Origin of the sequence: Alicyclobacillus sp. ALC3 (assembly GCF_028751195.1) — a bacterium.
In the GTDB taxonomy this organism is placed as follows: Bacteria; Bacillota; Bacilli; order Alicyclobacillales; family Alicyclobacillaceae; genus Alicyclobacillus_L.
Map to the genome: position 1 here is coordinate 596206 of NZ_CP066784.1, position 20726 is coordinate 616931.

At 47.7% G+C, this 20726-nt stretch carries 19 protein-coding genes; 2 read left to right on the forward strand and 17 right to left on the reverse strand.

Annotated elements, in window-relative coordinates; genetic code table 11:
- Nucleotides 1-7 precede the first annotated feature (7 nt).
- The 16 genes from JC200_RS02795 to JC200_RS02865 all read right to left on the reverse strand — a co-directional run bounded on the left by JC200_RS02795 (nt 8) and on the right by JC200_RS02865 (nt 17226).
- A complete protein-coding gene (locus tag JC200_RS02795) occupies nt 8-463 on the reverse strand; it encodes a TetR-type transcription factor C-terminal domain-containing protein (protein ID WP_274434668.1) in 456 nt (151 codons plus the stop codon).
- A 111-nt stretch (nt 464-574) separates the two neighbouring features.
- Entirely contained in the window at nt 575-1363 is a 789-nt protein-coding gene (locus tag JC200_RS02800) for an N-acyl homoserine lactonase family protein (protein WP_274434669.1), read from the reverse strand.
- A 129-nt stretch (nt 1364-1492) separates the two neighbouring features.
- On the reverse strand, nt 1493-2800 hold the full coding sequence (locus tag JC200_RS02805) for a thiolase family protein (RefSeq protein WP_274434670.1): 1308 nt from the start codon (nt 2798-2800) through the stop codon (nt 1493-1495).
- Nucleotides 2801-2873: 73 nt separating this feature from the next.
- Nucleotides 2874-4088: a CaiB/BaiF CoA transferase family protein gene (locus JC200_RS02810; RefSeq protein ID WP_274434671.1), complete on the reverse strand. Its 1215-nt coding sequence runs from the start codon at nt 4086-4088 to the stop codon at nt 2874-2876.
- A 58-nt stretch (nt 4089-4146) separates the two neighbouring features.
- Nucleotides 4147-5007, reverse strand: a complete 861-nt coding sequence (locus tag JC200_RS02815; protein WP_274434672.1) for a helix-turn-helix domain-containing protein — start codon at nt 5005-5007, stop codon at nt 4147-4149.
- A gap of 146 nt (nt 5008-5153) precedes the next feature.
- Nucleotides 5154-5900: an SDR family oxidoreductase gene (locus JC200_RS02820; RefSeq protein WP_274434673.1), complete on the reverse strand. Its 747-nt coding sequence runs from the start codon at nt 5898-5900 to the stop codon at nt 5154-5156.
- A 59-nt stretch (nt 5901-5959) separates the two neighbouring features.
- Nucleotides 5960-6943 carry an ABC transporter ATP-binding protein gene (locus tag JC200_RS02825; protein ID WP_274434674.1) on the reverse strand — a complete coding sequence of 328 codons (984 nt, stop codon included), beginning with the start codon at nt 6941-6943 and terminating at the stop codon, nt 5960-5962.
- Nucleotides 6903-7946 (reverse strand): ABC transporter ATP-binding protein, encoded by a 1044-nt coding sequence (locus tag JC200_RS02830; RefSeq protein ID WP_274434675.1) that lies wholly within the window; start codon nt 7944-7946, stop codon nt 6903-6905. The genes JC200_RS02825 and JC200_RS02830 overlap by 41 nt, the downstream gene beginning before the upstream one ends.
- A gap of 17 nt (nt 7947-7963) precedes the next feature.
- Complete coding sequence (locus JC200_RS02835) at nt 7964-8803, reverse strand: ABC transporter permease (RefSeq protein ID WP_274434676.1); 840 nt, start codon at nt 8801-8803, stop codon at nt 7964-7966.
- Nucleotides 8804-8818: 15 nt separating this feature from the next.
- The gene (locus tag JC200_RS02840) at nt 8819-9763 is read right to left on the reverse strand and encodes an ABC transporter permease (RefSeq protein WP_274434677.1); all 945 of its coding nucleotides are present in this window, start codon (nt 9761-9763) and stop codon (nt 8819-8821) included.
- Nucleotides 9764-9828: 65 nt separating this feature from the next.
- Nucleotides 9829-11379: an ABC transporter substrate-binding protein gene (locus JC200_RS02845; RefSeq protein WP_274434678.1), complete on the reverse strand. Its 1551-nt coding sequence runs from the start codon at nt 11377-11379 to the stop codon at nt 9829-9831.
- A 174-nt stretch (nt 11380-11553) separates the two neighbouring features.
- Nucleotides 11554-13092 carry a carboxylesterase/lipase family protein gene (locus JC200_RS02850; RefSeq protein ID WP_338000194.1) on the reverse strand — a complete coding sequence of 513 codons (1539 nt, stop codon included), beginning with the start codon at nt 13090-13092 and terminating at the stop codon, nt 11554-11556.
- A 301-nt stretch (nt 13093-13393) separates the two neighbouring features.
- On the reverse strand, nt 13394-13846 hold the full coding sequence (locus JC200_RS24300; RefSeq protein WP_443111862.1) for a Zn-ribbon domain-containing OB-fold protein: 453 nt from the start codon (nt 13844-13846) through the stop codon (nt 13394-13396).
- Between the two features lies 1 nt (nt 13847).
- A complete protein-coding gene (locus JC200_RS02855; RefSeq protein ID WP_274434680.1) occupies nt 13848-15017 on the reverse strand; it encodes an acetyl-CoA acetyltransferase in 1170 nt (389 codons plus the stop codon).
- 105 nt (nt 15018-15122) lie between these two features.
- Complete coding sequence (locus JC200_RS02860; protein WP_274434681.1) at nt 15123-15884, reverse strand: SDR family oxidoreductase; 762 nt, start codon at nt 15882-15884, stop codon at nt 15123-15125.
- 142 nt (nt 15885-16026) lie between these two features.
- Nucleotides 16027-17226, reverse strand: a complete 1200-nt coding sequence (locus JC200_RS02865) for a CaiB/BaiF CoA transferase family protein (protein ID WP_274434682.1) — start codon at nt 17224-17226, stop codon at nt 16027-16029.
- 252 nt (nt 17227-17478) lie between these two features.
- Between JC200_RS02865 and JC200_RS02870 the strand changes: the two genes are divergently transcribed.
- On the forward strand, nt 17479-18390 hold the full coding sequence (locus tag JC200_RS02870) for a LysR family transcriptional regulator (protein WP_274434683.1): 912 nt from the start codon (nt 17479-17481) through the stop codon (nt 18388-18390).
- Nucleotides 18391-18496: 106 nt separating this feature from the next.
- Nucleotides 18497-19342, forward strand: coding sequence for a DUF2785 domain-containing protein (locus tag JC200_RS02875; RefSeq protein WP_274434684.1), 846 nt, complete (start codon nt 18497-18499; stop codon nt 19340-19342).
- A 186-nt stretch (nt 19343-19528) separates the two neighbouring features.
- Here JC200_RS02875 and JC200_RS02880 read toward each other — a convergent pair whose 3' ends face one another.
- Nucleotides 19529-20623, reverse strand: a complete 1095-nt coding sequence (locus JC200_RS02880) for a zinc-dependent alcohol dehydrogenase family protein (RefSeq protein WP_338000212.1) — start codon at nt 20621-20623, stop codon at nt 19529-19531.
- Nucleotides 20624-20726 lie beyond the last annotated feature (103 nt).

Genomic DNA, 20726 nt, shown 5'->3' on the forward strand with positions numbered 1-20726 from the left:
GAAGATTTTAGCGTTCTCCTTGCTTCAACAGTGCCATGAAAAATTGCAGATGAAACTCGATGTACTGCTCCAGTGACAGCCATTTTCTGAGACGGTTGGAGTTCTTCAACGCCCACATGTGACCGAGACTCACCACATCAAACGCGAGTACGTCAGCGTCGACGCCCGAGTAGAACCTTCCCTGCTCTTGACCGCCACGAATGATCTGAGCAATCGCGTTCGAGGTTTCACGTTCCATGTTGAGGACTTGACGCAAGGTGTCCTTGTCGAGTGTCCCATAGTCCTCGTACATAATAATGAAGAGCTCCCAAACTTGGTCAATGGACCGATAGAGTTCACGAACCGTGTACTTGAACTGCTCAAGTGGGTCTGGAATCGCACTGCCTAGCTTGAACACTTCCTGGTAAACGCCGTTCAGGTCATCGAAGAAGCTGAGCAAAATGTCTTCCTTGTCCTTGAACACTAAAATTCTCGCGCATAGCTTGTTTGCGTAGCTAAAATGAAGAACGCTGTGCGGGCCGGCCTTCGCCATCATCAAAACGGTACCGAAAATGAGTCCAATGGTATAGGTAAACTAATCGGCCCATTCTCCGTCATGTGGAAGTCGATCGTAGTCATCCGGGTCATGCGAAAATACTACTTCCACCTGCGCAAGAGACAACTGTCGAATCCGATGATACGTTTCTGTCGCACTCTCTATACTCCAATCAAACGGCATGCAACTGAACGTGCGGTACGCGTCTTGAAGATGGGCTGCATCTGCCCCAAGTAACAATGGACCCCGGTTCTTCAATTGCAAAAGCATGGACTGGTGCCCTGGGCTATGACCAGGTGTTGCAATCAGTCGCACGGTTCCATCATGAAACAGGTCAACATCGCCATTTAGCTGGACAAATCGATAGTTACGTGTCTCCCTGTAATCATTATAGAAATAAACACCTTTCGAGAATTCATCCGGCCACCAGGCGTACTGCAACTCCTTTTTCTGTATCACGAAGGTAGCATTCGGAAAATGGCACATGCCTCCAGCATGATCAAAGTGCATGTGTGACAGTACGACCACCCTCACGTCTGCCAATTGATACCCAAGCTTGTCCAGTTGTCTGTCAATAGCCTGATCACGTTCCATTGAGCAACCCAGCGCGTCACGCAGTCCTCGTCCCCAGTAAACATCAGCTTCTTCAGGGTCCGCACCGTGGTAGTTTAAGCCCGTATCAAATAGGATGAGTCCGTGACGAGGATGCTCGATAATGTAGGCGGCAGTTGGGATGGTGATGTCCCCGCTTGCCCCTGTCATGACTACACTTCTGTCGAAGGTCATTGAACCACAGTTTACGACTGTTACTCGAAGCGTGTTCCCCACAGTGAATCGCCTCCCTTACCTTGGTCAACATGATGTTGGAATGCGCGTTAACTCCCTAGTGTATTTGCGGGTCAAGCTTATGCGACATCTTATGTAGCATAGAATTTTGGTTGATGCCCGACGCATTGTTTATTCAACCCAGATGATTGCTCCTGCACCTTGAGTCAAACCTCCGCAAATGCCACATGCGGCATAACCACCGCCGTGATTCAACAAGTTATATGCGGCCGTCATCATGATGCGAGCTCCGCTAGAGGTGTTCGGATGGCCAACAGCAATGGCACCTCCATTCACATTCAGTCTGGATTTCAAATCCTCATAGACCGCTTCGTCATTATCAAGGATTGGATTCGACGATGCCTCACTGACCATTTCCCTGTAATCGCTCTCCAGAAATCTGGGATTGGATAACAATTTAGTTGAAACCAATGGTACACAGGCAAATGCTTCATTGATCTCAATGAATTTCATATCGCTGATCGTCAACTTAGAATCGTCCAAACACCTCTTTATGGCGAATGCCGGAGATACAGGCATGATTCTCGGCTGAAGAGCCATGGTTGAAATAGACACTAAGGTATAGAGAACATCGAGCCCCAATTTCTCCGCATGTTCTCTTGTGGTCATAATTTGTGTGGCAGCCCCATCATTCAAGCCTGGCGAATTTCCTGCAGTGCAGGTTTGATTTCCAAAAATGGGTTGCAATTTGGCTAATTGTTCTGCGCTGATATCGGCTCGATATTGCTCATCTATATCTAAGGTCTCTCGTGAGATGGTGTTCCCCCTCTTGTCCGTCCGCACTATGTCAAGCGGCATCATCTCGCGTTGAAAGAAACCTGTCTGCCAAGCTTGACCATATTTCTTGTGACTCGCCAAAGCTAACTCATCCTGTTCTTCTCTGGAGACACCATACTCGATGGCAACATCACCGGAGTCAACTGCTACTGGTGCATAGTCCGCGTAGCCGAGTGGAATGATTGGGTCTTCCACAATAAAGGAAGAGTGCTTTTTCCCTTCCCACCGAAGACCGCGCAAGAAAAATGGAACTGTGCTGAAGCTAGTAGAACCACCTGTCAAAACTACCTGGGCCTCTCCGAGTCTGATACTTCGGGCACCGTACTTGACAGAACTCATGGCTGACGTGCAAGCCTGGTCAATGGTTACTGAGGGAGTTTCAGGAGCGATTCCTGCCTTCAACATGGTTTGACGGGCGACAACTGGTGTAAACGGATCTTTCGTGCTGCTGGTGTCGCCGTTCCCCCACCACACTTCATCAATGACACTTGGGTCGAGTTTAATTCTTTCCATAGCATTGTTCATGGCTATGGCACCGAGGTCATAAATATCCATGTCTTTCAATGACCCACCGAAACGGCCAAATGGAGTCCTGACTGCACTGACACAAACAATGTCATCCTTGCTCTTACGAAATTGCAACAGTTACAACTCCCTTCAGCAGCCCATCTTGATGATGTTCTGTTTGGCACATAGAAACCGTCATTTCAAACGATTAGACCGGAGCACTGCGAGCTTCGACGCGAATTATATTGTTCATCTCCAAATCTTTGATCTCCATTTCCGAAAATCCTAAATCAGCTAATATCTCTTCTGAATGCTCCCCTAGGGACGGAGGTAAGGTGGGTTCTTTGATATTACTTCCCGCGATCTTTATCGCCGTGCCTGGAACAGCAACAGCTAAGCCGTCATGCATCAATAGCGTTTGAACCATACCTCTGTGCTCAATTTGAGGATTGCTTAATACCTCCCCAAGATTATTGACCGGACTACTTGCAATGCCACTTTGCTGCAGAAGTACAAAGGCCTGTTCCTTTGTGTGTTGGAGGGTCCATTTGGAAATTTCCGAGTCCAGTACTTCCCTGTTCTCTCTTCTGCCTTGTTCGGTATAGAATTGAGAATGACTCTGAGCCCAATCACTTTTCCCGATTAACTCAGCAAATGCAGCCCATTTATTGTCAGGGGCATTGAGATATGCACCTAAAAATACATAACCGTCCTGAGTCGGAAATGCCTTCGAGACCTGAAAGCGGTCGCTCAACCCCCATCTCTGCTTGATGACTCCGTCTAGCTGTGCTTCAGCAACACTGAAACCTAGCAACGATACCAGCCCGTCAAGCATACTAATATCAACAAAGCGACCCTTTCCTGTTCGCTCCCTATGAAATAAAGCCAACATGGCACCGAGGGCACCTTGCAATCCAGCTAAGTGATCGGCGACAAAAAAACCGACGTAGGTAGGCGGTCCATCAGGGTGCCCGGATAGTTCCGCCAGTCCACTCATGGACTGAATAACGCCGTCATACGCTCCGTAGTCTTTATAAGGTCCAGTTGCCCCAAATCCAGTTATGTGCACCATGCTGATTCTTGGGTTGATCGCTGAGATTGTGTCATAGTCAAATCCTAATTTCTGAGGCACGCTTGAACCATAATTCGTCACTACAACGTCCGCCGTTTCTACCAATCGGTAAAAAATCTCCCGCCCCTTGACAGTCTTCATATCCAAAGACAGCCCTCTTTTGTTCCGGTTCTCAGAAACAAAATACAAACTAATATCGTCGTGTAGTGGCGCCGATGTGCGCCCAATTTCCCCTTCTATTCGTTCAATTTTTATGACGTCTGCGCCGTAGTCGGCGAGTATCTGACTACAATAAGGCCCAGCGATATAATGTGTTAAGTCCAACACTCGTATTCCCGACAAAATCGACATTCATCTCACCTCATTCATGTAGGATTCTGGTTGATCAGTCGCTTCCGTGTGACAATATCTATACATCGCTCCTTGCCTTCTGAGCTGGAATCGTCGCAATCGCCCTGACATTGGAACTCACAAGAGCGTTACCACTGAGTTCATTCTTCCTGAAGTTACCAGGTGAGGTACCAACAATTTTCTTAAACGAATTGATAAAATGCGAAATATTGTTATAGCCCACGGCCTGACTAATCTTTGATATGCCCCAATTCGTGTTGACCAGTAACTCTGCAGCTTTGTCAATACGTACTTTATTTAGGTAGAGATTAATGGTCATACCTGTAGTCTGTTTGAATGTTCTACAAATCCAATTTTTACTTCGACCCGCTATCTCGGATAATTGATCCAATGTGACGTCGTCTTTATAACTGTCCTGTATGTTCTGCCGAATCGTATCCACTATCTCAGACGTCCGCTTATTAGTGGCGAGCTCAATTTTTTGATAGCGAATCATGTGGTAAAGCGCGGCAATGAACGTGTGTGTAGCGACTTCCAAATACCAGGGAAGCGTCTCAATTGCTTCAGTGAACACAAGATCCAGCATTTGCTCAATATCGTCCGAGCCTTGGCATACGAGCGGGATTTGATTCAGATTTTCCTGAAGCTCAGTATCAAAGACCACATACTTCACTTCGAGCATTCGTAGAGAATCCCCGTCTACATCTCTCGTGGTAGAAATGCCGTGAATATCATCAGGTTTAGTGAAGATGTATTCTCCCTTGGTTAGGGTCATATGGTCTTTACCTATGATGAAATCTCCTTCTCCACTAATGACATAGTAAATCTGATAATAATCATGGGAATGAGGTTCAAGACTGCTCCCGGATGGGTACTCACTTTTGGCAAGCCACAGTAGGTTTACAATTTTGCCGTCCAATTATGCATTCACCTTTGGATTGAGTATTTTTTGTTCTGCCTGTTGATAAACCTTCGATACGTAAATTTCTACACGTCTGTCAAAGGCGGTTCATTGAAACCCAAGGACAAACCGCAATCGGCAGTGCTTGCCCCGACTCTAGTGCGCTATAGAGCCGACACACCTCCACTTACAATGAGGCACTGCCCTGATATGAAACTAGCCTCATCGCTGGCAAGAAACGCTACAGCATTTGCTACTTCGCTTGCCTGGCCAAGTCTTCTCATTGGTATTTGCTTTATGTGCTCAGCTACAATTTCTTGAGGTACACCTTCGTACATCTCTGTTTCAATGAAAGCAGGAGCGACACAATTTACACGAATATTTTTCGGCCCGCCCTCCTTAGCGAGCGTTTTTGAGAACCCAATTAACGCTGCCTTTGAGGCAGCGTAATTTGCTTGACCAACATTTCCAAACGCAGAAATGGATGAGATGTTGACAATCTTCCCGTAAGACTGATTACGCATGATAGGTACGACGTATTTACAGAGGTGGTATGCCCCCTTGAGGTTTACATTCAAAACTGCATCCCAAGACTCATCTGACATCTTGTGAAACATGCTATCCCGGGTGATGCCGGCATTGTTGACGAGGATGTCAATTGATCCGAATGTACTTACAGCGTGGGACACGGCCTCCTCTACTTGTTTGTCATTGGATACATCACATGGAATCGCGAGTACTTCGCTGCTTGCATGACCCAGCGTCGACACCATTGTCTCCATAGTATTCCTGTCGTAATCAAGTATCGCTACTCCTTCGAGTCCATCCGCCAAGAAGCGCTTCACAATCGCTTCGCCAATCCCTTTTCCTCCACCGGTAACAATGGCATATTTGCCAGACAATTTCCCCATGATAGTAACCTCCAAGCAGATGAGATGATTCCCCTCTATTTCACACATTACTTCATTGTTTATGTTCGTTGTGCGTTGTGTAACAGACAAGCCGTCCATCTGTCCTCTGCGATTTGAAGGAGCGTTGGATCGGTGGTCTTACATTTTTCCATCACAACTGGGCAACGTGTGTGAAAACGGCATCCGGTTGGAGGATTTGCAGGGCTGGGTAAATCTCCTTTTAAGATAATACGTTCCCTATCCCTGAGCTTTGGATCAGGCAAAGGTACGGCTGACAGTAGTGCCTTTGTATAGGGATGCTGCGGATTCTCAAAGAGCTCCTCCTTCCTTGCAAATTCGGCGACTCTACCCAAATACATAACAGCAACCTTATCGCTGACGTGTTTGACTACTTGCATCCCGTGGGCAATAAATAAATAGGAAAGTCCCATATCCCTCTGGATTTCCTTTAACAAATTCAAAATCTGAGCTTGAATTGAGACGTCTAATGCAGATACAGGTTCATCACAAATAATTAGTTTTGGCTGTAAGGCGAGAGCACGCGCTATCCCGATTCTTTGCCGCTGTCCGCCTGAAAACTCAATCGGATAGCGGCTACTGTGATAGCTAGCCAGTCCAACTCTCTCAAGCAGTTCATCCACTCTCTTCTTTCTCTCTATTTTTGTTCCGAATTTGTGAAGAACAAGCGGCTCGGCAACAATATCGGAAACGGTCATTCGCGGATCAAGCGAAGAGTACGAATCCTGGAAAATCATTTGTAGATCTCTTCCGAAGTCTTTCCCTCTTTTGTAATCAGACAGTTTTTTGCCATCGAAATAAATTTCCCCACCCGTCGGATCCGTAAGTCCAACAACCATTCTCCCTATTGTGGATTTACCGCATCCAGACTCACCGACCAGACCCACTGTCTCACCGGGATAAATATCAAGTTCCACGCCATCCACAGCTTTTATAAAGTGATTCCTCTTACCAAAAAGCCCACTACCTACGGGAAAGTACTTTTTAATGCCTCTCAGTGACAATAGTGGCTGATTCCCTGTCATGTTCCCTCTCCCTCTCCCCCTGCCGTCGTATTGGATTCCAGCATGAAACTCGGTTTCCAAAGCCTTCCTCTTGCAAACTCGGAGCAGCTTCACTGCACTTGTCCGTTGCAAAAGCACAGCGCGTGACGAAGTTGCACCCTTTGGGTAGTTCTAGCGGATTCGGAACAACCCCAGAAATTGCATTCAGACTCTCTTTGGAAGGCCCGTATAGAGGAGGAATGCTCTCCATTAACCCTTTCGTATAAGGGTGCTTGGGATTTTCAAAGACATCGCCAACGGAGCCTTCCTCCACTATTTTTCCGCAATACATGACAAGAACGCGGTCAGCAGTTTCAGCTACAACTCCGAGGTCATGAGTAATCAACAGAATGGAAATGCCAAATTCCTTCTGTAAATCTCTTAGGAGATTCAAGATTTGCGCCTGAATGGTGACATCGAGCGCAGTTGTCGGCTCATCAGCAATGAGCAGTTTTGGATTACATGCAAGTGCTGTTGCAATCATGACCCTCTGCCTCATCCCACCCGACAATTGATGAGGATAGTCATCGAGCCGTCTCTCAGCATCCGAAATGCCTACTTTATTCAATAACTCCAGAGCCGTCTTTTTTGCTCGCACGTAATTTATTTTCTTATGAAGGACCAGAGATTCTGCAATTTGTCTTCCAATTGAATGGACGGGGTTTAGGGAAGACATCGGATCTTGGAAAATCATCGCGATATCATTACCGCGAATTTTCCTAAGTTCCCGTTCTCTTGATTTAAGTAAATCTTGGCCTTCAAACAAAATAGAACTCTCCGCCTGATATTTGATGGCACTTGCATTCAACCCCATAATGGATAGAGAGGTGACACTTTTTCCACTTCCTGACTCACCGACTAACGCTACTATCTCACCTTTGCGAATGGAAAATGAAACATCATCCACAGGCTTTATCACGCCCTTCGATGACGGGATATACGCTTGTAAGTTTCTCACTTCCAGTAGTGGTGCATCGGTACTCAAATTGTCCCCTCCCATCTTCACAGCTTGCGGTATTTAGGGTCCAGCGCTACCCGAAGACCGTCCCCGAGAAAGTTTCCCGCCAAGATTGTCAGCATGATGGCAATCCCCGGATACACCATCATCCATGGGTCTACGTCCATCATTGTGTAGCCTTGCTGAATCAGGCTGCCCCAACTCACGTCAGGTGGTTGAGCACCCATACCAAGGAAGCTCAGCGTGGTCTCAATGAGAATCGCGATACTGAGATTAAACGAAGCCTGAACAATAATTGGAGGAGAAATATTAGGAATAATATGCTTGCTAATAATCCACAGAGGTCCGGAGCCCGAAATCTTCGCCACTTCTACATAAGGTTCTGACCGTATCTGCAGAGTCTGTCCCCGCGCGAGTCGAGCGAATTGCGGGGTGAATATGATACCAATCGCCATCATGGCGTTCCAAAGGTTAACTCCCAATGCACTTGTAATCCCCAAGGCCAGAATAATGGCAGGTACCGCAATGACTCCGTCCACGATTCTCATAAAAATGTCATCCATGATGCCACCAAAATAACCGCTCATAACCCCCAGCGGCACACCGATTAAGAGCGGAAACACAATGGAGAACAGTCCTGCCTTAATCGCGGTCCGGGAACCCATGATTAGTTGACTAAAAATGTCGCGCCCCAATGAATCTGTGCCTAGCCAATGCCTGGCACTTGGCGGCGACATGACCTGAGATAAGTCTTGTTGGAATGGTCCATAAGGGATAATATCAGGAGCCAGTATTGCGATGATGACGAGAATGACAAGAAAAATCAGGCTGACAAAGGCAAGTTTTTCTGCCATTAATCGCTTAAAAACAATTTTAAAACTCATGACTACGGCTCCTCTCTAGAAATCAATCCGCGGGTCCAACAGGGCATAGACAACGTCTGTAATGAAGTTGATAGCAACCACCATGACAATCATGACAAGCACTACACCTTGCACAATTGGAAAGTCGCGTTGACCAATCGCGTTGACGATGAGTTGGCCCATACCTGGAATAGCAAATATGTTTTCTACTACAACAGTCGCTCCCAACATGGTTCCGAACAAGAGACCGATTGTGGTTACTACTGGCAACATGGCATTCTGAAGACTGTGTTTGAAAATCACTCGGTAGCGACTTGCACCCTTGGAATAGGCAGTGCGAACATAGTCTGCATCCATGGTCTCCATTAACGATGATCTCAAGTGCCTTGTGATGACAGCAATGCCAACCAGGCTCAGTGAAAACCCAGGTAATAGAATTTCTTTCAAAAAGGATATCGGTCCAGCCGTAACATTCGTAAAGCCAGTCGCCGGAAGCCAATTCAGCTTCAAACTGAAAACGATGATTAGTATCATCGCAAGCAGGAAATTTGGTATGGCTGTACCTAACGTTCCAAAAAAGCGTGCGACGTAGTCCATCCAGCTGTTGGGGAAGTAAATGGACATAATAGCAAAAAACAGACCGCCCGCAACGGAAAAAATCATCCCTACGACGACCAGTTGCATCGTCACAAAAAATGTCTGTGAGACAGCCTGACTCACAAGTTCCCCGGTAAAGACAGACCTACCTAGGTTTCCGTGAATCGCATTGATCAGCCAATGGAAATACTGGATAATCACTGGTTGATTGAGTCCCAATTGACGTCGTAATTCTAAAACTTTTGAATGCGTGGCCGTCTGACCAAGCATGGCCAAAACCGGGTCGCCAGGGATTAGTAATGTTAAGGAGAATACAACCAGCGTCGAGACCAACAGCAGTGGTATGACGTACAGTAAACGCCTTAGGAGAAATTTCAAAAACATCATAACCCCACCTTAGTAGCATGGTGAAGCAGGATATCAATTCCGCTTCACCATGCAGCGTAATTTCAGTTCACCCAGAGGTTAGCAAACATTGTGGCACCTAAACTGGGCGTGAAGCCATGAATCCTCTGGTCCATCGCGTTAATATTGAGAGTCGTGAATAGAGGGATTATGAACCCCTGCTTTACAATCGCCTCGTTGTCAATTTGTCCGTACAATTTTGCAAGCTTGGCTTGATTGTAGGTAGAATTCACCTCTGACAACAGTGACTTTAGTTTTGGAGTCATGCTCTTTCCTGTATTGTAAAGACTGGTGGTCGAGAACAGTCCATCAATTGTCATTTGTGGGTCAGGTGTACCTCCCCAGTTTCCTGTCAATGAACTGTAATTCTTGTTCACAAGGAACTGCTGAACAGCCGCGTTTGGCTCCATCGTTTGCACAGTCACATTTATCCCAATATTGGCCAATTGCCCCTTGATAGCATTCGCTAAGTTTTCCCAAATGGCGATTGGGTAAGTCAGTAATGTGAACGATACATGCGTCAGACCGGCAGTTTTAAGCAATTGCTTCGATTTCTGAGGGTCATATGGAATGTTGATATTTTTATCGTACGCCCAGTATCCCTTTGGAAAGGGCTGAGATGTAGGTACCCCGAGCCCAAAGTTAATCGCATTCACAAGTTGTGACCGATTAATTCCGTACAATACAGCTAATCTAACCGCCTTGTTATTAAACGGTTTCTTGCCTGTGTCCAAGTAGAGCATCTGAAACCCTAATGAATTAGTTTCGCTCAAAACAATATTTGACTTCTTCTTCAATGCTGCAACCATTTGCGGTGCGACACCGGGAACAAAGTCAACCTGGCCTGTCATCAAGGCGTTGATTTCAGAATTGGCATCCGGTATTACTTTGACTGTGATTTGGTGAAGATACGGATGACCCTTGTCCCAGTAATGTTTGTAAGCAGTGTAAACAATTTCTCCGTTAGGAATGTGTTTAGTGACCTCGAACGGGCCAGCTCCCACAGGGTGCTGAGGATAATTATTACCATATTTTTTGATTGCTGTCGGAGAAACCATCATGCCAGCACGCTCTCCCAAGGAGAGCAAGATGGAGGAATCGGGCTGCGATAAATGAAGCTCCACAGTGTAATTATTGATAATTTGCACACTTTTTACATCATTCAATTCTGTGTCTAGGGATTGCGGTGAATTAGCACGGTCAATATTGAACTTTACTGCAGCTGCATTGAAGGGCGTTCCATCTTGAAACGTAACTCCCTTTCTGAGGTTCAGGATAATCGTCTTGCTGTTGGGCATGCTCCAGGATGTCGCAAGCTCGGGCTCTGGTTTCAACTTTGCACTCAGTTTAATGAGCGTATCATAGACCGGATAAAGCAGAGCGAAGTCATTGCCCGTAGTCCCTTTGAGCGGGTCAAAGTTAGTAATATCCACGGGATAAGCAATCGTAATTGCGCCGCCATGTTGGGGCTTGCCTGGGGAGGATTGCGTACTGTTACTTGAGGTCGAACTTGTAGAGTTGCCACATCCGGCCAACACGAACGTCAATGAGGTTATGACCAGTCCGAGCGCCAATAAACTGTTTTTCATCCTCATATACTAATTCCCCCTTGTATAGCTGGTATTTTGCAGTTCCAGACTAGGTACGTATGTAAATGTGTAGCCACTAGGCTGCCCTGTACCCTCCAGTTCATGGTTTCTCCAACCTCACCCCCTTCAAATTTCATCCGATCTGCGTACAAACGGTTACCGGTCGTCACGGTGAGCACTTCATCTATGTCTAAATACCTGTTCCCAACTCAAACGTTTCTGACAATCAGGGTCCATCACAACACCACTATTTACATCGAAAATCATTGTGGACCTGTATTGCGGGTCGTACTGCGGCCAGCTTGGCAACCCAGGCACATTAGGATCGCCATGATGCGCAAAGGCGATCCACCGTCTATGCATGTGTTCCGCAACGATGAAGCGATTCGCATCACTGCCTGTCATCCGTTCTGTCTCAGGATTACGTATTGTATTCCACACAAACGGGATCTCCAGTGCGTGATAAGCTCTAGGACTTCCATCAAGAGCAGTGCTCTCATAATCGAAGCGGTACATCCAAACCTGACCACCATTTCTCGCTTGACTTTCGCCGAAGAATATAGCCGGGTAGGTAAACACATAGTGCGTCATTGCGTCCTCATAATTTTTCCTTGTGAGTTCTCCATTTTGCATCACGGATTGATATACGGCTTCCCACAAGGATTGAAAGGAAGATTCTAATATTTTCTTCACGTTTTGTTCGTCAGTCTGGCCTTTCCATACGGGATCAAAATTAGTAAAGAGCCGCGACTCATCTAAATTTGTCCCAACTATGACAGGTATATTTGATGCGACGCCCTCAGCGAGTACTAAGTCCGGTCGCTCGGGCATGACGACACCGTCTCCGACAGGACCGAAGACCCTGCGTGGAAAAATTCCAATAGCATTCATAATGGTTTCTGCAGGCAAGTGCTCTAATTTCGATAAATTTCCCGTGTTCAACTGAAGTTCATCCAGAAGTTTCCTTGTCAGTTCGTTCGCCGTTTCGCGAGTTACATTCGCTCTCGCTGTCCCGCTCTGTAGGATTGCTTTATGGAACAGCCCTTTTGCACTTGCCATTGATAGAAGGTTGCCAACACTAACGGCTCCCGCAGATTCTCCAAAGATCGTTACATTGTCCGGGTCGCCACCAAATGCGTCGATATTCCCATTTACCCACTTCAATGCAGCCACTTGATCGAGGAGGCCACAATTTACCGAATCACGATAGTCTTCATCGCCAACCTCACCGAGGTACAGGAAGCCAAATACACCAACGCGGTAATTAATCGTTACTACAACGACGCCTTGTTCCGCAAAAAATCTCCCATCATACATGCAGCTTGAACCCGAACCATAATTGAATGACCCACCATGTATCCAGACCATCACAGGGCGTCTGTGACTATCCGCGCACGGCGACCAAACGTTCAGATATAGACAGTCCTCAGCTTGGCTTACTGGAGAGTCGAGTAAAAATTCCATCGAAGGGCTCTTCGACTGGAGAGACGCCGGTCCGAACTCCTTTGTCTCTCTCACACCCGTCCATGATTCAGGATTTTGTGGTGGATGAAACCGACGAGAATTTATGGGAGGCGCTGCATACGGTATACCTCTCCAAACACAGACGTCCCCTTCTCTTAAACCTTCCACCAAACCGAACTGAGTTCTTGCCAAGGTTCCCGACATTCCACTACCCCCATTTCTCCTTCGATGGAATGGACAATCCTGTGCTCTCATTAGAGCGCTTTCACAAATTGTAAATCGCTTTCAAGACCCACTCTCAGGTATGTAAATATAGAATAATTATTTGTAAGTAATTGAACTATCATGATGCAAACGAAATTAGAGATAATGCGGTAATTGAGCGATGTACTGCCTATTTATGCGCAAATTCTACCATCACAAACGGACTATAGTCAATATTCCGACTGAAATAATTAATGTATCATAATCATCATTATCGGATGCATATCGCTCGACAAACACCCTTACTGGACTATCCTCAAGGTTGTCCACATTCCACGAAAGCGTTGCTCAGTCACCCGCTCCCTCCTTCACAAGCTCTAGCGTCCGGCGAGTGTTGAGATGAGTCAGGCTGAAACAGCGGTAATTTCATTCCACCAATGTCCAGGAACACCACCTCTACTGGCATCTCACAATACAACTCATCGACGGCCACTTTAATCACATTGGACAGAACACGTACTCCCTCTTCCAACTCAATTAGAGCGACAATGTATGGGCAGTCATCGGTGAAGGCGGGATGAGCAGGACGGTAAGCGACAGTATATGAATACACTCTCCCATGACCCGAGGACTCAACCCAACTGATGTCACTCGACATACACCTCGGGCAGACTGCGCGTGGATAAAAGATATAATTTTCACAATGCTGGCAGCGTTGAATGACAAGTTTTTCTTGATTGCATGCGTCCCAAAATACGACCGTGTCTCCATCCGGTACAGGTAACGGTCTGGTACTAGGCGTCACACTAATCCCTCCCCAAAATGCAGGTTGAGGCTGATGACAACTGGAGACCCGTTCCGTTTACAAGAGCGATTTTGGCGTTCGGAACCTGCCTCGTACCGCACTCACCCCTCAGCTGTCTGACGGCCTCGATAATCAAGAATATTCCATACATTCCTGGATGAGCGTATGACAGACCACCACCATTCGTATTCATCGGCAGTTCCCCGCCAGGCGCCGTTCTACCTCCAGTGACAAATGGGCCCCCTTCACCAAGGCCGCAAAACCCGAGCATTTCCAAGGTTAGGAGTGCCGTGATTGTGAAGGAGTCATATATTTCGACTAAATCGACATCTTCGTGCATCACCCCGGCCATCTGGAAAGCGTTTCTTCCAGATAACTTTGCAGCTGTCTGAGTGATGTCAGGAGCGGCCTGGATGGAAGAGTGGGAGTGAGATTCCCCGTGCCCGAGTACCCATATTGGTGCTCTTCTACACGTCCTAGCTCTAGTACTCGTCGTGACCACAACTGCTCCAGCTCCATCAGTCACCAAACAGCAGTCATACAGATGGAGTGGGTCTGCAATCAGTGGAGAACTCAATACATCGGACACGCTTAGTGGCTCACGTTTCGTGGCCTGGGGATTCAAGAGCGCCCACTTACGAGTTGATACTGCAACTTCAGCTAACTGTTCGCTGGTTGTGCCATACTGATACATGTGCCGTCTGGCTGCCAGTGCATACGCTCCAATTGGTAGTGGCATTCCAAATGGAGTAACAAATTGGTCCGTTAACCCTGAGAACTTTGCCCCTAATGTGCGAGTGCGTTCGGTGAGTTGCGTACTGCCGTACAGAATTAATGCCACTTCGCACAGCCCAGCCGAAATGGCTGCCGCAGCATGTCCAACGTGTGCTTCGAAGGAAGCCCCACCTATATTGGTGGAATCAGAAAATTTGGGCTGGATGCCAAGGTATTCAGCCATTAGCATTGAAGGGAATGTGCCGGGCCCTGGAATCCCCCACATTCCCGTGGTGAGGATACCGTCCACATCCTTCAAACTAAGTCCGGCATCTTCTAAAGCGACTTTAGCGGCCATCGCTTGAATTTGTAGAACGGATTTACCAGCAGGGACCCGACCACCCTGCAAGCCTATGTCGCCGACTCCGACTATCGCCGCCATGTGTTTCAGTGTCATGACCTCTCCTCGCTCACTGTTGGTTCCATCAGCAATTCAACTTGTATCGAATCTATCAGTCTATTATTGGCGGCCGGATTGGTTTCCACCCGTCGAGTTCTACGCCTATCCCCGTGGTCCACCTGCGACATATATGACTTGCCCCGATACAAAACTTGAGTCATCACCACACAGAAATGACGCAACGCCAGCGATATCGTCAGGGTTGCCTGTTCTACGAAGTGGAATCTCATTGGCTCTACGTGACTGTAATTCATTAAAGTCGACACCCATACGCGCTGCGGTTTGTCTTGTCATATCTGTCACAATGAATCCAGGCGCGATGGCATTCACATTGATATTGTAGGGGCCTAATTCCATCGCTAGTGTCCTCGTAAAACCCTGCACTCCTGCCTTGGCAGCCGAGTAGTTTGCTTGACCGCGATTACCTAGGGCTGACGTACTACTCAAGTTAACGATTCTGCCGAACTTCCCCTCAACCATGTATCTTTGGGCAGCACGACTACAGAGGAAGTGCCCTTTGAGGTGTACGTCCATTACCGCGTCCCAATCTGCCTCCGTCATCCGAAACAATAAATTGTCCCGAATGACCCCCGCATTGTTAACGAGAATATCCAAACGCCCAAACCGCTCAACAACTGTCTCAAATGCACTGTCTACTTGTTCGGCAACGGACACATTACAGGCAATCCCCACAGCATCTCCCAATGCGTCTCTAATCTCACCCACAGTAGAACCTGCTGAGACTTCAGTCACATCCAAGACCGCGACCTTTGCCCCGTCAGCCGCAAGTCGCTTTGCGATGGCTGCTCCGATTCCGCGCCCTGCGCCCGTTACAACTGCCACACGTCCATTCAAATTCCCCATCCGACGTCTCTCCCCGTTCGATTTCATTTCAGTAATCTATAGGAACAATCACAAGCACATACAATATGAGTAGAGGAAACCAACAAATATACGATATCCATATTATGTATTATGTCTTCTGTACCGTCGCTTTCCCGAAGTTTTAGATTCGCACCACTCCCGTCGCTCCTAACTGCCGAATGGAAGTCTCGGTGTACCCCAACTCTTCCAACACTGCGCGGGTACTCTGCCCCAGTGATTCGGCAAGGGAGTGAATGTTCCCAGGAGTCTTTGAAAGTCTTGGAACAACTCCTTGAATCAACGGCGCCTCCCCTAACTCCTCGTCAAACACGCGAATCAGGTTGCCTCGCTCGTGAATGTGTTCATCTCCAATGATGTCCTGAATCGAATACACCTCTGTCGCTGCGACGCCATGCTGTTGAAGTCTGGTGCAGACCTCATTTGCCTCGAAGCGGATAAAGAAGTCCTGAAGAACCGAGTCTAGCTCACTCCGATTCTCGACTCTGACACTGTTCGTGATAAACCGCGCATCATTGGCGAGTTCCTGCTTACCGATTGCTACGCAAAGCCGTCTGAACATGTTCGGTGTTGAAGCCGGTAGCACAACCCACTTTCCATCCTTGCATCTATATAGGTCATTTGGGGCAATGTCACGATGTCTGGTACCAATCCGCTCAGGTACAAGCCCAACTTGGTCATAGCTGATGACCTGGCCCTCCATCATCTTTAGCATCGGTTCGTACAAACCGAGGTCTATCAGTTGCCCCTGCCCTGACTGACTCCTTTCATACAAAGCAAGCATCAAACTGAACGCTCCGAACACTCCCCCTACACCATCGGCAATCGGGTAACCTGAAAACATGGGTGTTCGGTCCGGGTAGCCGGTCATATAGGCCAGACCACTGTACGCTTCGGCAACCCTCGCGAACCCCGGCCTCTCACGGTACGGGCCTGTTCTACCAAACGCGGACAAGTGAAGCATCACGATATCCTGCTTTACACTACATAGTTGCTCGTAGTCCAATCCCCATTCTTTCAGTGTGGGAACCCTAAAATTCGTAACGACTGCATCGGCCTGCTTTGCAAGTCGTCGTATGATCTCTCTGCCCTGTTCATGCCGAAGGTCCACTGCCACGCTTCTCTTGTTTCGGTTGATCACCTTGTTTTGAAGGGAAATTCCACTTTTGGATGGAGCATACTGACGTACAGGGTCACCACCATCTGGTTCTTCGATTTTAATGACTGTTGCGCCGAAGTCACTCAACAGCGATGCAGTTAAGGGGGCAGCCAAGATAGTACTCATGTCAATTACCACGACATCCTTCAGTATTTGCTTCGTCATAGCTCCCACTCCTATGCGCTCACTCGTTCGGCTTCCTGATGACTTGAGTCTAGTGGTCCTTTGACATATTGATAGATTATTCCGTCTGCTCATTTACTATCATAAAAATGACTCGCATTTATGTCCAATAACAACTTTTAATACTTGCATGAATTGAATTCATTTATTATGATGGCTCAAGATGGAACATGTTGTATAATGTCAAATCATCATTTCCCAGGATATGATGTCCTCTCATGGGAGGTGCACAAGGTGCATATCGAACAACTCGAATACGTAATTGAGGTGTTAAAGACTCGTTCGTTTTCCGTTGCAGCCGAGAACCTGCACATCTCTCAGTCCGGAGTGAGTAAGGCAATTGCAAATCTTGAGGAGGAGTTAGATGTAAAGCTGTTCAATCGCTCGCGGCTAGGTACCGTACCGACCACTGAAGGCAAGATGGTCATCAAAAAAATATATGAAGCTATGGGCAAACTGGCGGAAATTAAGGAAGAGGCCCAAAGGCAGACCCCCCTGGAGAGTGGCGAATTACGGATATCAGCCATCCCGAGTATGTTTATGTCAGTATTAATAAAAGCAATATCTTCCTATAAAAATGACTATCCGAGGGTCAATGTTGAAATCACAGAACAGGGAGTACAAGACATCATCAAGGACGTAAACGACGAGAAAATCGATGTCGGACTCGTTTCCACCTTTGAAGACGGTTGGTCAGGCGATGACGAGGTGATATTTGAAAGACTGTTGCGGGGTGAAATGAACGTCTGTGTAAACCCACACTCTCCCCTAGCATTATATGAGTCAATCGCTCCCGAGGATGTAGTGAAACAGCCTGTAGTCATTTTCAATGGAAATAATATGAGGCGATTTTTGGCTGACTTTGTTTACAAATATGGACCCATGAACGTCCTATTCACATCCAATAATACGGATGTCATAAAAAGGGCCGTGGCGGAGGGATTAGCCATTACCTTCATGGTCGATCTGGGTCTACAGGACGACTACTACGTATCTAATGGCGAAATTGTTCCAATCCCTCTAGTCAACCACAATCTAACGAACATTACATTTGGCTCAATCCGCTCCCGCAAACGAGCCATGTCAAACGCCACGAGGGAATTTCTCACCTATGTCAGGCGACACGCCGCCAGCTACAACGCATAGACCCTGGGTTCGATCAACTCGAACGTAGGGTTCGTTATCTCCTCGCAATTGGGGGATATGTCCATGTAACAGTGTATACTGGTAGCAATAGCACATGGAGGGCAAAATGACACAGACCGATTCACACAATGCGGAAATACTAGAACAGATTATGGAGAACGATTGCTTGCTCCCTCCGGGGACCGACCCTTTGGCATTTTGTCTGGACCTGTTAGAGAACTTCGATTCAACGGATGCGCGCTTACGAGACGAGCTCTCTTATTCCCTTTTGGCTCGTCTACTGACAGAGTACCGCATACTACGCATCCAGGAGCGCGAAGCGTTATTGAAGGTGGCACTGGATGACCAACACTTGTTTTATCGAATTGGTGAATCAGGTACCGATTCAGTTCTTATGCGAGGTTTCTCAATTCTTGTTGTACCGTTGATTCTCGATCCCGATATAGAACACCCTCAACTGGACGCGGGTCTCGTCCACGAAACGATCGACAGGGTGTTGTCCTACGCGAGAGAGGAGAGAGACCGTCGCGGCTATGTTAACGGAAAAGGTTGGGCTCATACCATTGCACATACCTCGGATGCACTGGACAGTTGCGCTCTTCACCCACTCTGCACTGACGAGGAGCGCCTGGAAGTGCTCCATTGTATTGTTGATTTGGCGACGCTGTCCAGTCCAATCTACTTTCAAGAAGACGACAGGCTAGCATTTACAGTCAGTCGAATTCTCGAAAAGGGATGGGTCACCACCGAAGCACTAGAGGACTGGATGAACCGGTTGACTAAGCCAGAAGGCTCTGCACCGGACAGTGTCATTCGCCTGACGAACCTGGAACACTTCCTTCGCAGCCTGTACTTTCTGTTAAAGTGGAAGCACGTGGATGATGGACTGATTGAAGAACTCGAGAAACGATTGCATGCACTCAGTTGGGTAGTCCAAACTGGTTCACTCTGATGAATAAGGTGAGTACGCTTCACAATGGATACTGTCAACTAGTGTAACCTCGACAGACAAGTAGCTTACATTGAGCCGCAGTGATGAGCATCAGCGTTATCTTGCCTGCCCCATTGCGGCCTTGCGCCGATTCGGTCAGAAGGGCTGACATGTTATATTTGGAACGACCAGAGCAGTTCCCCTCTTCTAAAGGGTGACTACTACCCTAGAAACTGCCCCACTGTTTAATAGGTCAAAACCTGTATTGATGTCATTTAGTGAGATTGTCTGGGATACCAAGCGATCAATAGGCAAGAGTCCCCGCCGAAACATTGAAATGAACCTTGGGATGTCCCTCTTCGGTACACTGCTCCCCAAGTATGAGCCTTTCACGGTTCGCTCCTCCGCTGTCAGCGTGACCTGGGGTATCGAAAATTGCTCTTGGGGGTGAGGAAGGCCCGATGTAACCGTCATACCTCCCGGTCGGGTTACCGCATAGGCAACGTTCATAGCTGCAACACTTCCTGCAGTCTCAAAGGCGTACTCCACCCCTCCGCTGGATGCTTGCTTTATTTTGAGGATTACTTCGGGATCCCGAGCATCGAACACATGAGTCGCACCTAGGTTTCGCGCCAATTCCAGTTTGCTGGGATTGATATCTACAGCAAAGACTGTCTGTGCGCCACTAGCAACAGCGCCGAGAACGGCACTCAGTCCGACACCGCCCAGCCCAACAATTGCCACAGAACTCCCGAGACTCACTTTGGCAGCGTTAACGACAGCGCCAACTCCTGTAAGAACTGCGCATCCGAACAGAGCTAACTGTTCAAACGGAATGTCCTTCTCCACCTTTACGAGGGAACGGGTCGAAATTACCGCGTGCTCCGCAAAACCCGACACTCCAAGGTGATGATTGATGGTCCCGCCTTCAAAGTGAAGTCTGCTAGTGCCATCCAACAGCGTCCCCTGTTGATTCGCTTTGGCCCCGACGTCACACAAGGCAGGCCTCCCTTCCGAACAAGGAAGGCAGTGTCCACAGCTAGGAACGAAAGTACATACGACGTGATCTCCGACTTCAAATTCGTCGACACCTGGCCCGAGTTCAATGATCTCCCCGGCAGCTTCATGTCCAAGTGCCATTGGCATAGGACGGGGTCTCGTCCCGTTGATTACAGAGAGGTCCGAGTGACAAAGTCCTACGCTGCGAATCCGAACCAAAACCTCCCCCCTCGAGGGAGGATCTAAGTCGACCTCCATCAATTCAAGTGGCTGGCTATTCGCATACGGTTGGGACAGTCCCATCTGATGCAACACTGCTGCGATGGTCTTCACTGTGGCAAATCACCGACCTTTCCCGGATCAACCTCGTTCAATCCAAAGCCTTAGTTTCCATCCTATAATGTTT

What these genes read in the sequence shown, in the direction of transcription:
- JC200_RS02840 (WP_274434677.1), bottom strand. Translation starts at nt 9,763, where the DNA reads ATGTTTTTGAAATTTCTCCTAAGGCGTTTACTGTACGTCATACCACTG.
- JC200_RS02860 (WP_274434681.1), bottom strand. Translation starts at nt 15,884, where the DNA reads ATGGGGAATTTGAATGGACGTGTGGCAGTTGTAACGGGCGCAGGGCGC.
- JC200_RS02820 (WP_274434673.1), bottom strand. Translation starts at nt 5,900, where the DNA reads ATGGGGAAATTGTCTGGCAAATATGCCATTGTTACCGGTGGAGGAAAA.
- JC200_RS02810 (WP_274434671.1), bottom strand. Translation starts at nt 4,088, where the DNA reads ATGTCGATTTTGTCGGGAATACGAGTGTTGGACTTAACACATTATATC.
- JC200_RS02865 (WP_274434682.1), bottom strand. Translation starts at nt 17,226, where the DNA reads ATGACGAAGCAAATACTGAAGGATGTCGTGGTAATTGACATGAGTACT.
- JC200_RS02855 (WP_274434680.1), bottom strand. Translation starts at nt 15,017, where the DNA reads ATGACACTGAAACACATGGCGGCGATAGTCGGAGTCGGCGACATAGGC.
- JC200_RS02835 (WP_274434676.1), bottom strand. Translation starts at nt 8,803, where the DNA reads ATGAGTTTTAAAATTGTTTTTAAGCGATTAATGGCAGAAAAACTTGCC.
- JC200_RS02845 (WP_274434678.1), bottom strand. Translation starts at nt 11,379, where the DNA reads ATGAGGATGAAAAACAGTTTATTGGCGCTCGGACTGGTCATAACCTCA.
- JC200_RS02850 (WP_338000194.1), bottom strand. Translation starts at nt 13,092, where the DNA reads ATGAGAGCACAGGATTGTCCATTCCATCGAAGGAGAAATGGGGGTAGT.
- JC200_RS02880 (WP_338000212.1), bottom strand. Translation starts at nt 20,623, where the DNA reads ATGGGACTGTCCCAACCGTATGCGAATAGCCAGCCACTTGAATTGATG.
- JC200_RS02825 (WP_274434674.1), bottom strand. Translation starts at nt 6,943, where the DNA reads ATGACAGGGAATCAGCCACTATTGTCACTGAGAGGCATTAAAAAGTAC.
- JC200_RS02875 (WP_274434684.1), top strand. Translation starts at nt 18,497, where the DNA reads ATGACACAGACCGATTCACACAATGCGGAAATACTAGAACAGATTATG.